Origin of the sequence: Bacillus sp. MMSF_3328, assembly GCF_030733525.1 — a bacterium.
In the GTDB taxonomy this organism is placed as follows: Bacteria; Bacillota; Bacilli; order Bacillales; family Cytobacillaceae; genus Bacillus_AB; species Bacillus_AB infantis.
In genome coordinates this window covers 152,020-166,920 of record NZ_JASHIV010000010.1, presented here as the reverse complement: position 1 = coordinate 166,920, position 14,901 = coordinate 152,020, and the positions used below count along the sequence as shown (strand labels likewise).

The following is a 14,901-nucleotide window of genomic DNA, read 5'->3' as shown; positions in this document are numbered from 1 at the left end:
TAACGGAGGTTATTATGGGTGAAAAAGTGTTCATTTTTGTCGAGCAAAAACTGTTCACTTTAGTCTAGCAGTTACACTTAGTTGCGATATTTAATGAGGATAATTATTTAATAGTCCAACAGTTTGTTGATAAATATATTCATTCTGAAGAAGATGGTACATATATTTCCTGTTTAGATATGATTAAAAGAGTAAGCGACACCAATGGTATAGCTTACATTGCTCATATTAACTCAAATCAATTATTAGGTACGGACCTATATAAAAGGTCATTATTTGGTTCTGACATGTTATTTGTTATTGGTTTAACTAATTCTGATAGCAATACAAAAACAATACAAAGGATTGAAGCCTTTTGTTCAAATGCAGCAAATAAGTTTTGTTTTATTAATGAAGGTGACTCACATGAGCTAAGCCAAGTTGGCACTCGGAACTCATGGATAAAATTTAATTCTATTAATTATAACTCTTTAAAAAAAGCTTTTATTGATCACAAGGTATGTGTATATAGAGATAAACCAATTTATAACGATAGATTTATAAAAGGTCTTTATATAGTGCCTGGGGAAGAAGGTGGATTTCTAAGTGGTAAGGATGATCCAAGTGCACCATTTATAGTGGATTTCTCTAGAGATTTAAATTGTATAATTGGTGGCCGTGGTGTTGGTAAAAGTACCGTTTTAAATATTTTAGAGACAGTATTCACCTTAGAAGTTAAAGATAGGAATAAACTTAAATTCATTTCTAGGAATAAAATTATCTATGTTTTATTTTATTACAAAGGCGACGATTATATTTTACAATTTATTCCCCAAATTGGTATGACTGGTTACACTGAGTCATTTTTCTTAGAAAAGGCATTTAAAGAAGGTGTTGAAACAGAAAAAGGTATTAGTTTAGCACCGCATTGGGTCGATTTGTATAAAGTAACAAATTTGGGTAAGGAAGAAATCAAGTTTGCGAAGCTCAATCAGGATTACACAGATAACTTACTGAGTGAAGTGTATAAAAAGAGTTTTTCTATTAATAATATAATAGAACAAATTAATTCTGGTAAAGTAAGTGATTTTATAAGGGAAATAATATTAAATGGTAGTAAGTTTAATTCAATAAATAAATATATATCTAGACTAGAACAATCTAACAAAAATAATTTTAGAAAGATATTAAGACTTGAGATTAATAATATCATTAAAGATTTAGCTGAAAGAAACAAACAAGTTTACACTGTTATTGAAGAGTTTAATAAAATAAACACAAAATTGATTCAAGTTACTAGTTCTACAACAAGTTTGGATCCAGCTGAATATTTAAATATTCTGGATATAAGTGGTAAATCACATGTGGCTAATACTTATTTAAGATGGGACGATATTGAAAAATATCTTTATACAATAGTGAAAAAAATGAATTATTTACAGTTCATTGATTTACTGCTAAACAAAAAACATAATGCGCTTGAAGAGGTTTTAAAGATAAGTAGTTTCGTTTCAACCAGAAGTATGGGAGGATATGAAGAAATCAGTAGTAATAATCTAAGGAAAGTTTATAACAGTATTGAGGCAAGAGTATTCAGAGATATAGATAAAATGATTGTGAGTTTATCCAGATTTTTGAACTTACAAGATGATTACACATTACAATTTAATATCAATTCAAAAGAATCGGTTCAATCAAACAGCGTTCAAATGATGGAGATTGAAACATTGTCGCTTGGACAAAAAGTAGTAGCAATACTTACTTTCCTGTTTAATTTTGGTGAAATGTCTCAAGATAGTACTCCACTTGTAATAGATCAACCTGAGGATAATCTAGACAATCAATATATTTATAAGAATTTAGTAGAAAGTTTAAAAAAGATAAAGAACGCTAGACAGGTAATCATTTCTACTCATAGCTCTACTATTGTAACTAATGCTGATGCTGAACAAGTAATAATATTAGAATCAAATAACACAAATGGGTGGTTGGTGAAAAAGGGATATCCAGGTGATCGAGTGATTATTCGGCACATCCTTACCATTTTAGAGGGGGGCGAACAGTCATTTAACCACAAGACAAAAACATACAGTAACGTGCTCAACATGCAATAACCAAATTAATTAGAGCCAGGGGGACGGTCATAGGCCGCTGAACAAACTCCTGAAAATTGTAAAAAGACATAAAAAAAGAAAACCCTCCTACAATTTGTTTAATTAGTTGAATCGATCAAGAAACAACTATTACTAAGAAGGAAGGTTTTCTTTTATATTCAAAAAAATATTTGCCCCCCCTTTCTGTAAAGTGTTTGGGGTCAGGAACCATTCTTTAATTAGATATTTAAAAAATAGGTGCCTGACCCCACGTTTATTAAAGCTTTAAAGTGTATGGGGTCAAGTACCTTCTTGGAAAGTTAACAATGAACTTTTACTACAATGATTGAACTACGTAATGAGGGCTTCACTTTCCTTTCCATTGCTGAAAAATTCCATGTAAATCGAGGAACCGTATCTTATTAAATAAAAAAAGCAACATTAAGATATTGATTACTTTATTACCTGAATTAATAAAACTTCACCTATACTAATATTATTAGTCTTCTTTTTTCCCTTCTGGTCCTTCTTTCTTTCCATATTCAATAGTAACTCTATATTCAGAATCATTACGTTTCTCAACGTCTATTGTAAATGGTTCGCCTGTTTTTGCTAAATCATTTCCTAAAGTCCTTATATTAGGTCCAACATCAATAATTGTCTCTTTTTCTAATTTTTTACTCGGAGTAATTTTAGAACCTTTATATCTTTTGTAAACGACATTACCAAGCGAAGAAATAAATGTGGCTGTAAGTGATGCCAAAACACTAGCATTAAAGGGTTGGTTTGTTGCAAAATCATTCAAATCTATTACTAACAATTGAATATATTGAATTAACGATCCATTATCTACCCTTTCAACTTTTGTTTTTATTACCCTCGGTATTTTGTGTGTGAGAATATGTTTGTTAGCATATTCAGGATTTATTCTCTCTGAAAAAAACTCTATGCCATATTCTTTTTCAATAAGGTCAATAGCTACTTTGTTTATCATTCTATGTAAACTCAAATTTACAAGTGCGATTTCCCATAATTCAATATTAGCTCCATGAAAAGTCACTTTAATTGGTTCGGATATTGGAATATATTTTACTTCTCCACTATCTAAATTATATTTCCCCAAATTTATCACCCTTAAAATTTTTTATTATAACTATATAAATCTTACCAAAGAATGATAAAACTGGTAAGGAATTTTATCTTACTAAATGGTCAGTTCTGGGTAGAGAATACCACCTATCTACGGGGATTAATTTAAAAGTATTAACCCGATAGTGATTAATAACTGTATTAATATGGATAACTCCCACTTATTTTTCTTGCCGTTTATATCCCCTGTTCTTTATAGTTTAAAGTGTTAATGACGTTCTACTTTATCAGGAAATTGACGGTGCTAGTTGTCCTAAAATTGACGGATTTACTGCAAATGAAAGGGAATCAGTTATTTGATACCCCACCCACCCATTAAAAAAATAGGTACCTGACCCCACATTTATTAAAGCTTTAAGTGTGTGGGATCAGGCACCATTCCTGCATCAGAGCTTAGTAGAAGGGACAAATTTGTCCGGGCAAGAAATGGTTGGAGACCGCGACGGCGTGGCAAAGATAAAATTAGATATTTGGAGTGATAAACTTGAAAGAAATGAAACTTGAAGTATGGAGACCTCATAATAAGATAATGGGTGAAATGGAGTACGTCGAAATAATTTTATCTAATAATCTTACATTAATCTTTGAGGACATCAAAGGAACTAAAATAAAGTTTATATACGATAAAAATATTAATGGAAGTGTTGTTTGGGCAAGCCGCTTTACTGATGATTTTATAAGAGGGGATATTTCTCATCTTACTGCAGATGCAAGAGAAAGGGGATTAGGTTCCCGCACATCTCCTTGGTCATTGTATAAAGCGGTGGAGAACTCCGACTTTTTGCAGTGGTATGATACCTTACCTGGTCCAGGAAGTAAGGAGTACCCGCATATTCAGCATCATATGTTTGCTACGTCAGAAATTATTTACGAGATTTTAAGTGAGTATGAACCTAAAATAGAGATTAGCTAGGTGACCTGCCTCTGTGGAGCAAGAAAATTTTTTCTCACACCATGTCCATTTCCTCTTCAAATCCATATATAAGAGATGAACAAACATATAGGAGTGATTAGGAATGCATATGCAGATCAAAGGGTGGACTCAGTTTAAAAGTCTGGTTCGGTGGAGTGTTGTTTTACATCATGTGGAGGGCTTGTGGTTATATTTGCTGCTGAAGAGTGATGCGAAGTTGAAGGAGGGGGTGCCGTGTGGGAAGATTATGCTGATTACGGGGCAGTGTGTCAATTCTATTCATTTACTGCGGGAGGGCATATGGTTTTTTTACGTGAAGAAGAGGGATTATAATAGTCATTCGCAGATTCAGCGTTCAATAAAGCGGCTGAAAAAGCTCGGTCTGAAAACGGCGGAGCTGTTTCCGCATGGTTTTTTGTTTACGGTTTTTGGGGTGGGGAAGTATAAAAATGGTCGAAAGCTGGCTGAAATGGAAGAGGCAAGTGCTGCCGAGGTACAGCCTAAAACAGACCAGAATTTTTTTTTCGCCCGAAAGTGAATCGGTCATGAAGGACTCGTGAATCGAACCTGAATACACAATAGAGAAAAGAAATAAAGAAAGAATAGAAAGAATAAAAACAACAACAACAGCATCTCTTAAGAAGTCCTGAGAGCAAAAATCGCTGCTGTTGCTGACCGCTTCATGGATTATGAGAGGCAAAGACTTTTACCAGATACAATGGAGTTGACAGGAATTGAACGGGATCTGTAAGCGGCTATATTCGACTGAGCAGCTGACAGCATTTATGGACTAGCAGTGAAGGAACAGAGCGAAATACGTTACCCTGCATCATTACACATTGACAAATACACTGTTGCTCTTAATTGATTTGTCCTTTACTGAATGCAATCTAAAAATAAATAAACCCGCCTACGCTGAAGGCGAGTTCACTTTCTGTATGTCATGCTCAAAACTATTTTGCGATTGAATCTGCTGCAATCTTAACCTCCACCATCCGATTAAAACCGCAATAATGGAAAATGCGCATGTTAATGTAAGTACAGTAGCTCCATCAAGCTTTAATAAAAGAACTCCTCCCAATAAAACACCAATTGGCTGCGCTATAGTGGCTCCTGAAGATAATACCCCCATTGCGCTTCCTAAAATGTTAACCGGTATCGCTTCCTGCAGAGTTGTTTGGAAAATAATCGTTATTGGTGCAGCGAGCAATCCGAATAAGCCAAAAGCTATTAAACTGAATACGATTGAATCTAAGAAATAGCCGCCCATAATGGCCGCTAGTGCTGATCCTATGTATAAAAATATAGAGGTATTAAAATTTATCTGTTTGAATTTGTAGGTTAAAGCTGCCCCTATTAAGGTGCCAGCGCCAATGGCAGTGAAGCACATTCCTAGAGCAGCTGAGCCATTAATTTTCAAATAAGAAAATAGAATTGGCAAAAGAACATCCATGATCATAACGAATGACATATTGGTAAATACAGCTGAAGAAATAGCAATGAAAATCCATTTTTGCTCTTTCAGATCTCTGACAGTTGTCTTAAAGGCAGTCATCACACTCTTATTTTGATTAGAAGTGTGAGGAATCTTTACTTTAACTAACAGAACGATATAGCAAAGGACAGAAAAAAATGACAGGATAACAGCCACAATCATGGATAGGGAAAAACCGCCTGTCAGCAGAAGTATCCCGGCCGCGCTGGTTCCCAATAAATTGGACACTTGTGTGACAACAGTTATCACACTATTAACGGACTTTAATTCTCCAGGATTGCATAATATCGGTACCAGAGTTCTTTCTAGGGGAGTGAGAACAGCGGATGAGATCCCTATGAATATGACGACTCCTGCATATATCCAATAATTAGCCCCGGATGGATCAATTTTTAACCATCCCACCACCAGCAAAAGCAAAAGAGAAAAAAGGTGCCAGATGCTTGACCACAGTCCTAAAGGTATCTTCTTCATACGATCAATGGCAATTCCGCTTAAAGTAGTTAATAATATGCCCGGTATGTAACGGAAAGCCATGAGTGATCCGAATACCAAAGGAGAATTCGTTATATTAGTGAAATACCAAGCCAGTGTTAAGAAAACAATGCTCGATTGCAAGGACTGAGTCCCTAAAGCAATTACTATTATGCTTACTCTCTTATTCATACGTCTTTACACCTTGTTTCATATACTCCATTAAGCTCCAACATTGAGTTGGATAATACATTGAACTTATATTGTTCTCCCAAATACAATCACCAGCCTAGTTGAAATTCTCCATTATTATCGTGGATTTTTTTTCCTGCTAACCAATCTTACTTTAAATTTACTATTTTTGGTATTGGGAAAATGATTAAGTAGTTCATTCCTCCCGTATGAAGCGTTATAATCTTAATCAACAAGTGATTTACATAACCGAATTTAAACTCACACAAAGTATAAAAAACCCTGTTTATTGGAGTGCAAGGCACGCAGACTCCAGCGGGAAAGCAGCGGCAATGCTGAGACCCCGCAGCGCGCAGCGGGAGGAGGCTTAGCGTCGCCCGCGGAAAGCGAAGTGCCTGGAACGGAAATGAACAGCCCCATGATACCGCCACCCTTGTAAATTTTTATAAATCTCAGTTGAAAAGAAAGAAGATTATCAGGGTACCCTCAAACGGTCTTATCTTTCATACTAATAAGAAATTAATCGGCACTGACCGCCGTTAACTCACCTGCAAAATTAAGCAAGCTAAAGGAAGGATAATCCATGTATTATATTAGAAGCATACTAACACAAATTGCAGGATTCCTTGTTCTGTTGCTGGTTGCTGCACTGCCATTATATCTATATAACTTGGATGGGAAGGTCATTTTTCTTCCTTCAAATATTCCAGGCGAGGTACTTGCTTTCATAAAAGGTCTATTTACAGGTGAGTCCTACTATTACATGCAGGGGGACAGAAGGAGATTTTTGCTTTTTGACCTATTGAGCTTTTTTATTGTCTCATATGTCTATGTCTCAGTCTCATTAGCTATTGTTATTGTATTTTCCTTTATTTTTGGTATATGGCTATGGAAGAAAAGTGAAAAGTGGGTAAACTCAATATTAGGATTTGTGGGGTTTATACCGGATTTCATTTTAGTTTTAATGCTTCAGCTTTCTGTTACCTATATTTATAAACAAACTGGTATGCGCGTTGCAAAGGTTGCTTCGTTATCGCTCGAGGAACCGGCCATTTTACTGCCCGTTTTGACGTTAACGATCCTGCCCCTTTTGTATTTAGTCCGTTCCTTAAACGACCGCACTTTTGAGGTGGCTTCTGAAGATTACATACTAACAGCTGTTTCCAAGGGACTTACGAAAAGACAGATTTATCTCTACCATGTGACCAGCAACGTACTTCCTTTTTTAAAGGCTGATATCTATAAGATTGTGGGGATAACGACAGCCAATCTTTTTATTATCGAGCATCTTTATAATACAAGGGGGTTAACTGAAATCCTATTCGAATATCCGGTGAACTTTGGCTACCAGTATAACCTTGTAGTCATTTCCCTGCTTTCTTTTTTTATCCTTTATATCGCTGTGCTATTTACGATGAAGTTCATTATTTTCGGAATAGAGAAGGTGTTATTGCGTGGGTAAATGGAATCTGAAATTAAAAGCAGGCATACTGCTGCTTATCTTCTTCTTCATCCTTTCATTAATAGGTCCTTATATGACCCCCTATGGAGTAGACGAGCTTTCCGATGTTCAGTACGTAAAAACAGAATCAGGAAATAAATTAATAGCACCTCCATATCCTCCATCCGAAAATCACCTGTTTGGCACAGATCAATGGGGCTATGACATTTTATCCCTCCTTTTATATGGAGCCAAGTATACTTTTTTCACTGTATTAATCTGTGCTTTTTTGCGTTCCATAATAGGTGGTGCGTTTGGGCTTTATTTTGCTGTCAGCAGCAGGTCGTTTACTGGCAGGAAAGAAAGGAAAAAGATTCCCAATCTTTTAAGCGGATTTCCTGTCTTTATTTTTGTCTATTTTGTTCTCATCCGCTTGAATTTTGTTCCAGTATTGGGCGAAAACTCCTTAATCCTTCTCACTGGGACCCTTATAGTGATTCTTGGAATTAATGGAGTGTACAATGTCGTATTTGCCAAAACAGCAGAATTAAAAACCAATCTTTATGTTTTAGCATCTCAAACGATAGGCGGGAGCCGGTGGCACATTGCTAAAACTCATATTCTACCTGCACTGAAAGGCCAGCTCATGATTATCTTTGTGAATGAAGTAATACTGGTCCTTTATTTAATTGGGCAACTGGGCATATTCAGTATATTTCTCGGCGGGACATTTGTCCGGATAGATCCAGTTATCTATATCTCTATGACAAAGGAATGGGCCGGGCTCATTGGCCAATTTAGATCGGCTTTCTATTATTCTCCCTGGGTCATCCTTTTTCCGCTAGCTGCATACCTCTTGCTGCTGTTTTCATTTTACTTAATTCTCCAGGGGTTTGTTCAGAAGGAAAGGGTTAAGCATAGGAAGGCGCCTATAATATAGCGTATGTCCGGGGCTTTCCGAAATACTCTTGCTTCCTGCTCATTGAATTCTTTTTGCCCCGAAACTGGAAATTTTTTAACAATCAATTAAACCGCCTTACATATAGATACTTACCAAGAAACATGCACTAGAAAAGAATTACATCATATATAGGTTATATCCCGTTTGAGGTCTGAGGAGGATATTATGAAACCTATATTACCCAGTGAAAAATATTTCGGTAATTTAGAATTGGTGTATGCATTTTATGGGCCTATGCCTACAGGTGTTACGGTTTCAGAAAATGGCCGTATTTTCGTTTGCTTTCCGAAATGGGGAGACGATGTTGAATTTACGGTGGCTGAAATTGTTGGGGATCAATTGCAGCCTTATCCTAATTTACAAACCAATTTGGTTAACCCCGGGAATGTCACAATGACTTTCATCAGTGTCCAAAGTGTAGTTGCGGATGGTTTGGGCACACTTTGGGTACTGGATACAGGAGCACCTAATTTTTCTGTACCCATTAAAGGCGGGGCAAAATTAGTGGCTGTTGATTTAAAAACCAATACGATTAGAAGGGTATATACCTTTACAGATGATGTTGTCCTGCCAACGACTTATCTGAATGATGTACGATTTGATTTTCGTGTTGGAAAAGCAGGTTATGCCTATATAACGGATTCTTCATCAAGAGGGCCAGGAGCTATTATCGTCGTAGATTTAGCAAATGGAAACGCATTTAGACGGTTAAATGGAGCCCATTCAACTTCGCCTGATCCCTATTTTATACCGAAAGTAGAAGGCCAAATCTTAATGAACCGAAACAAAGACGGTTCAACTTCACCATTTAGATTGGCGTCTGATAGTCTTGCGATTTCTCCCGATGGAAAGATAGTATATTTTGCTCCTCTAAGCAGCCGTCATTTGTTCTCGATCTCAACAGAAGCCCTCAGGGACAGAACGCTGCCGGACACGGATTTACCTTATCATGTGGAATATTTGGGTGAAAAAGGGGCATCTGATGGAATGATTACCGATGCAAAAGGAATCGTTTATGCCGGGGACTATGAAAATAACAGTATCCGTAAGATATTTCCGAATGGAGCAATAGAAACCATCGCACATGATCCAAGAATATTATGGCCGGATACTTTTTCAATTGGCCCTGATGGATACTTATATGTCATTGTAAACCAATTGCATCGGCAGGCCAGATTTCATTATGGAAGAGATTTACGGGAAAAACCTTATAGTTTACTTCGGATGTATATTGAGGAATTATCTGCTCCAGCCTTTTAACCATGAGGGTCTACTTCTTTCACAGGCAGCAGGTCATTTAGATGCTATTCAGCATTATTAGGAATACAGGAACCATATTTTAGACCTGTATCAACTAAGATGGAGTGGCGAAACCGTCGGAAAAACCTGTTATTTGCAGGTTTTTTTGTTGTCTTATTTTAAGATAGGAGATTTTTTCCGTAGCTCCTTCGAAACAAATCTTTTGCTTTGCGCAGAACAGATAGGTAATATATGAATATCGCGAATTGCCGATTTGGCGTGACGCTTTCAGATCTCTATCCAGCTTCCATTGAGATAGTGATAATCAATATAGAAAGAGGCAAATGACATTGAAGCAGGAATTGGAACGCTTAAATGATGAACAAGCCGTTGAAATTTTTAAGGCATTGTCAAACCAGACGAGGGTGAGCATTCTTCAAATGTTAAAAGATCCCGAGAGTCATTTTTCACTGCAAGCCCATATTATTGCTGATGAAGGATTTAAAGGCGGGGTTTGCGTAGGGGATATCAGAAGTAAGGCCGGGATTTCGCAATCCACAACTTCACAGTATTTATCGATTCTGCTGCAAAGCGGACTGGTTGAAATGAAGCGAATTGGACAATGGACATATTATCGCCGTAATGAGGAGACAATTAAAAAGTTCGAAAAATACATTGGTACAAAAATTTAAGGAGAATTGAAGTGAGTTTATTACAGCATCGAGCATTTAACAGATTGTACCAGCAGGATAAAATGACGCTTGGTTTCACGATTCCGACGGCAAGGATGTCGAAATATCCGATTATGGAAAATCAGCTGCCGCTTGCCCGCAAAATTGAAAACCATGGTTTCGCGGCATTGTGGCTTCGGGACGTTACGATTCAGAATTTGAATATTGATGATAATGGGCAAATGTATGATATATGGATTTATTTGACCTATCTTGCGGCCCATACCAGGAATATTGCACTTGGGACGGCGAGTGTGGTCCTCCCGCTGCGCCATCCTGTCCGGGTGGCAAAGGAAGCCTCATCTATTGACCGGCTGTTTCCCGAACGCCTGATCATGGGAGTGGCCTCAGGAGACAGGGATAAAGATTTCACAGCCCTAGGAATCTCCAAGCTCGAAAGTGGAAATCTGTTTAAAAAGAATTATGCATTCCTTGAACGGCTGTTAAAGGAGGAGAATCCGACCATCAGCAGTGATTCAGGCATGATCGATGGAACCGATATGAGAATGTTTCCCAAACCTTTTTCAGCGATTCCGACCATGGTGACAGGATTTACAAATCAATCGATTGAATGGATCGCACAGAATGGGGACGGCTGGATCCAATACTCGAGGAACATGCCACAGCAAACTCAATTGATTAAAGATTATCGCGAGTTGTCGGAAATTCACGCCCCTGGAGTGTTTAAGCCTTTCACCCAGACTTTATTTATCGATTTATCGGAAAATCCCGATTTATCTCCTGTTCCGATTCCGTTAGGATTTCGTGCAGGGCGCAAGCACTTATTGGAAATTCTGTATCAATTTCAATCCATTGGTGTCAATCACCTGGCTTTTGTATTGTATTTTTCAAGGCGCCCTCCCGAGGAAGTCATCCAGGAGCTTGGAGAGTTTGTGCTGCCTTACTTTCCGACTCATGAAATTCCAGTAATAGATTAGTTTTTAAAAATATTTGATAAGGAAAGAAGATGAACTTATGTCTAAACATGCAAATAAACTAAACGAAATTCCATTCTCTGTGCTTGATCTTTCGCCGATAACAGCCGGAAGTACTCCTGCTGACTCTTTCCGCCATACATTGGAACTCGCACAGCTTGCTGAGAAACTTGGCTACAACCGTTTTTGGCTGGCAGAACACCATAATATGCCGTTTATAGCCAGCTCCGCCACTTCTGTTGTGATGTCCCATGTGGCAGCCGGTACATCAAAAATCAGGATTGGTTCAGGTGGAATCATGCTTCCGAATCATGCCCCGCTGGTAATTGCTGAGCAGTTTGGCACTCTTGAATCATTATACCCGGGGCGAATTGACCTTGGTCTGGGACGGGCACCTGGTACAGATCAGGGGACCGCTCGCGCATTGAGACGCGACTTGAGAAGCACAGGAGATGACTTTCCTGAGCAATTAGCGGAACTCCGAGGTTACTTTGATCCATCCCTGGCACAAGGGAACCCTATAAAAGCTATTCCGGGTGAAGGTTTGAATATTCCAATCTGGCTGCTGGGTTCAAGCGGCTTCAGTGCGCAGCTGGCCGGAGAACTGGGTTTGCCATTCGCGTTTGCCGCCCATTTTTCGCCGCTTAACACTCTGGGTGCACTGCAGATCTATCGCAAAGCGTTTAAGCCTTCGAATGTTCTCGATAAGCCGTATGCGATAGTGGCATTGAATATCATTACAGCAGAAACCGATAAAGAGGCAAAGCGCCTTTTTACCACCATACAGCAGCAATTTTTGAATCTGATGAGCGGCAGTCTTATACCGCTTCAACCACCGGTAGATGACATATCCGAAGTGGCCGGCAGCTACCAGTTAAAGGCACTCGAGCAGCAATTAGGCTCATCGATTGTCGGCAGCAGGCAGACGGTAAAGGAAAAGCTGCATACATTTTTGGAAGAGAGCCAGGCAGATGAAATCATGACCATTGCCCAAGTGTACGATCACAAAGCCCGCCTGCGATCATACGAGCTTCTGGCAGAAATCACACATAGCGAAAGGTAAAAAGGAGGACATCAGCAATCAAGCCTAAAAGTTATAGTTACTCGCGGTTTAGCCGAAAAATTTAGAGAGGTGAATAAAGAATGACTGCACATAAAGATCCCATTTTAAAAGCAGGGGATTGGGTAAAGGGAAAGTCAATCGATGGGGAGCTGCTAATGGGTTATATAGAATCTCTTGCTGCCCAGGGTGGGGCTCTGAAAGTAACAGCCGTTACATCTGATAATGATATGGCTGTTGGGAAAACTATTCTAATGCAGAGCAAAGATGTGAAGAAATTGCCGGAAACGAAAGTATCAAACAAAGAGCAAATTCGTTTTCTGATTGATTTGGCGCTTTCTACAGGAGACGAGGAATGGTTTATAGAACTTTCTTCTCAGATAAACTCCATGAGGCAGCTTGTTGATTCCATTAGATAACGCAAAAGAAGAAATGTCGATTCGGCAGGATGAGTGTCTGTAAGTTCCTTGCAAGGCTGGGAAGCGGCAGGCACTTTTTTTCTCCTATCTGCCATTCTCCCTTAACTTAGTGAGGAGTGATTCAGCTGCAGGACCAAATGGACAAAGTGCTTTTTCGTTCACTTACTTTCGGCCAAACTTGGGAAAAAATTAAAAGACATTCTATATGAATGCCTTTATATTAACAGTCGATATTTGATTTTTCACCAATATCCTTAACAACATCCTCGAGCAGCACGTTACCCAATACTTTCTCCATTGCTAACTGTGCAGCTGAAAATATCGGCTCAATTGTGTTTTGGATGTGCCTTCCCACCGGACAGTCGGGATTAGGATTTTCATGCATTCCAAACAACTCATTATCTTGTACAACATTAACAGCCTTGTATACGTCAAGGAGTGTAATTTCCGACATTTCCCTGGCAAGCTTGGCTCCTGCGATTCCTGGGTGCACCTCTACCAATCCTGCTTTCTTTAACATCCCCATAAGTTTCCTGATTACAGCAGGGTTCGTGTTAACGCTAGAGGCCAGAAAATCGGAAGAGCTAATCCCGTCCTTATTAAACTCAATCAACGACAATATATGAATTCCTACAGAAAATCTACTGCTGATGGACATAAAGCATCCCTTCCGTTTGTAATTAATTCGATTACAGGTTTATTATACCTTAAAATCATGAAGAATAACAAAGGGCAAACCGTTTATGTTGACTTGACACTCTCTTGTAATTATAATGATTACAGGTAATTAAATTGGTTACAACCGTAAAGTGAAACTAGGAGGACTTTATTATGAAATTATTAGTGACAGGCGCCACAGGAAAACTTGGAACAAAAATTGTGGATTCTTTATTAAAAACTGTTCCAGCTGAGCAAGTGGCTGTCAGTGTCCGTAATCCTGAAAAAGCTGCAGGATTAGAAGCTCGCGGAGTAGACGTCCGTAAGGGTGATTTTGACAGCCCGGAAACATTGGATACAGCTTTTGCCGGGATTGACCGCTTGTTAATCATTTCTGCTGATGGGGACAATGAAACAAGAATCCGCCAGCATGGAAACGCGGTCGCTGCTGCGGAGCGCGCCGGTGTTAAATTTATAGCTTATACAAGTATAGCCAAAGCTTCTGAAAGCACCAATCTAATGGCTCCGCCTCATGTTGCCACTGAAGCAGCCATCAAGAAAACAGGGATCCCTTATTCATTTCTCCGCAATAACTGGTACCTCGAGAATGAAATTCCAACCATCCAGGCTGTTTTGGCTGGGGCACCATGGGTTACATCAGCAGGTAATGGCAGAGTAGGCTGGGCAACGCAGCAGGATTATGCAGAAGCTGCTGCTGCAGTCCTCTCTGGTAGTGGTCACGAAAACACAATCTACGAACTGTCAGGGAAATTATTGACCCAGGAAGAACTTGTATCCGAACTGGGGAATGTCCTTGGGAAAGATGTCAATGTGCAGCAGGTGGATGACACTGCCTATGCGGCTATCATGAAAGATGCAGGTCTCCCTGAATTCATCATCCCGCTCCTGGTAGGCATTCAGGAAAGCATTCGCAGCGGCTCTCTGGAAGTTGAAAGCAACGATTTCGAAAAGGTTCTGGGACGTCCTGCCACACCTGTCAAAGAGGCATTAACTGAAATAGTTAATGAAATCTCCCAGACAAGATAAACAAACAAAATTAAACCGGCCATTCTTAATAGAAATGGCCGGTTTTTATGTTCATGAATATTTTAAAGTGGGAAGGCTTCTTCTTTGTATACCCTTATGATGTCACCAGGCAATGT

13 protein-coding genes and 1 pseudogene are annotated in these 14,901 nt (G+C 38.8%); 11 read left to right on the top strand and 3 right to left on the bottom strand.

Going from position 1 to position 14,901, the window contains the following annotated elements; genetic code table 11:
* Nucleotides 1-74 precede the first annotated feature (74 nt).
* Nucleotides 75-2,093: pseudogene (locus tag RBB45_RS16845) on the top strand (Spaf_1101 family AAA-like ATPase); the annotation flags it as partial.
* Between the two features lie 478 nt (nucleotides 2,094-2,571).
* On the opposite strand, the gene RBB45_RS16840 reads toward RBB45_RS16845, so the two are convergent.
* Nucleotides 2,572-3,195, bottom strand: a complete 624-nt coding sequence (locus RBB45_RS16840) for a hypothetical protein (RefSeq protein ID WP_306009997.1) — start codon at nucleotides 3,193-3,195, stop codon at nucleotides 2,572-2,574.
* Between the two features lie 510 nt (nucleotides 3,196-3,705).
* Here RBB45_RS16840 and RBB45_RS16835 point away from each other — a divergent pair.
* On the top strand, nucleotides 3,706-4,134 hold the full coding sequence (locus RBB45_RS16835; RefSeq protein ID WP_306009996.1) for a hypothetical protein: 429 nt from the start codon (nucleotides 3,706-3,708) through the stop codon (nucleotides 4,132-4,134).
* A 103-nt stretch (nucleotides 4,135-4,237) separates the two neighbouring features.
* On the top strand, nucleotides 4,238-4,672 hold the full coding sequence (locus RBB45_RS16830; RefSeq protein WP_306009995.1) for a hypothetical protein: 435 nt from the start codon (nucleotides 4,238-4,240) through the stop codon (nucleotides 4,670-4,672).
* Between the two features lie 372 nt (nucleotides 4,673-5,044).
* Here RBB45_RS16830 and RBB45_RS16825 read toward each other — a convergent pair whose 3' ends face one another.
* Nucleotides 5,045-6,295, bottom strand: a complete 1,251-nt coding sequence (locus RBB45_RS16825) for an MFS transporter (RefSeq protein WP_306009994.1) — start codon at nucleotides 6,293-6,295, stop codon at nucleotides 5,045-5,047.
* Nucleotides 6,296-6,878: 583 nt separating this feature from the next.
* Here RBB45_RS16825 and RBB45_RS16820 point away from each other — a divergent pair.
* From RBB45_RS16820 to RBB45_RS16790, 7 genes are all read left to right on the top strand, one after another.
* A complete protein-coding gene (locus RBB45_RS16820) occupies nucleotides 6,879-7,757 on the top strand; it encodes an ABC transporter permease family protein (RefSeq protein WP_306009993.1) in 879 nt (292 codons plus the stop codon).
* Complete coding sequence (locus RBB45_RS16815) at nucleotides 7,750-8,676, top strand: peptide ABC transporter permease (RefSeq protein ID WP_306009992.1); 927 nt, start codon at nucleotides 7,750-7,752, stop codon at nucleotides 8,674-8,676. Before RBB45_RS16820 ends, RBB45_RS16815 begins: the two co-directional genes overlap by 8 nt.
* 186 nt (nucleotides 8,677-8,862) lie before the next feature.
* Nucleotides 8,863-9,957, top strand: a complete 1,095-nt coding sequence (locus tag RBB45_RS16810; protein ID WP_306009991.1) for an L-dopachrome tautomerase-related protein — start codon at nucleotides 8,863-8,865, stop codon at nucleotides 9,955-9,957.
* 419 nt (nucleotides 9,958-10,376) lie between these two features.
* Nucleotides 10,377-10,628 carry an ArsR/SmtB family transcription factor gene (locus tag RBB45_RS16805; RefSeq protein ID WP_249276775.1) on the top strand — a complete coding sequence of 84 codons (252 nt, stop codon included), beginning with the start codon at nucleotides 10,377-10,379 and terminating at the stop codon, nucleotides 10,626-10,628.
* A gap of 11 nt (nucleotides 10,629-10,639) precedes the next feature.
* A complete protein-coding gene (locus RBB45_RS16800) occupies nucleotides 10,640-11,605 on the top strand; it encodes a TIGR03571 family LLM class oxidoreductase (RefSeq protein WP_306009989.1) in 966 nt (321 codons plus the stop codon).
* A gap of 37 nt (nucleotides 11,606-11,642) precedes the next feature.
* Complete coding sequence (locus RBB45_RS16795; RefSeq protein WP_148950293.1) at nucleotides 11,643-12,665, top strand: LLM class flavin-dependent oxidoreductase; 1,023 nt, start codon at nucleotides 11,643-11,645, stop codon at nucleotides 12,663-12,665.
* An 80-nt stretch (nucleotides 12,666-12,745) separates the two neighbouring features.
* Nucleotides 12,746-13,081, top strand: coding sequence for an IDEAL domain-containing protein (locus tag RBB45_RS16790; protein WP_094767376.1), 336 nt, complete (start codon nucleotides 12,746-12,748; stop codon nucleotides 13,079-13,081).
* Nucleotides 13,082-13,301: 220 nt separating this feature from the next.
* Here RBB45_RS16790 and RBB45_RS16785 read toward each other — a convergent pair whose 3' ends face one another.
* Nucleotides 13,302-13,739 carry an Rrf2 family transcriptional regulator gene (locus RBB45_RS16785; protein WP_101547548.1) on the bottom strand — a complete coding sequence of 146 codons (438 nt, stop codon included), beginning with the start codon at nucleotides 13,737-13,739 and terminating at the stop codon, nucleotides 13,302-13,304.
* 173 nt (nucleotides 13,740-13,912) lie between these two features.
* Here RBB45_RS16785 and RBB45_RS16780 point away from each other — a divergent pair, with 173 nt between their 5' ends.
* Nucleotides 13,913-14,785 (top strand): SDR family oxidoreductase, encoded by an 873-nt coding sequence (locus RBB45_RS16780; protein ID WP_306009988.1) that lies wholly within the window; start codon nucleotides 13,913-13,915, stop codon nucleotides 14,783-14,785.
* Nucleotides 14,786-14,901 lie beyond the last annotated feature (116 nt).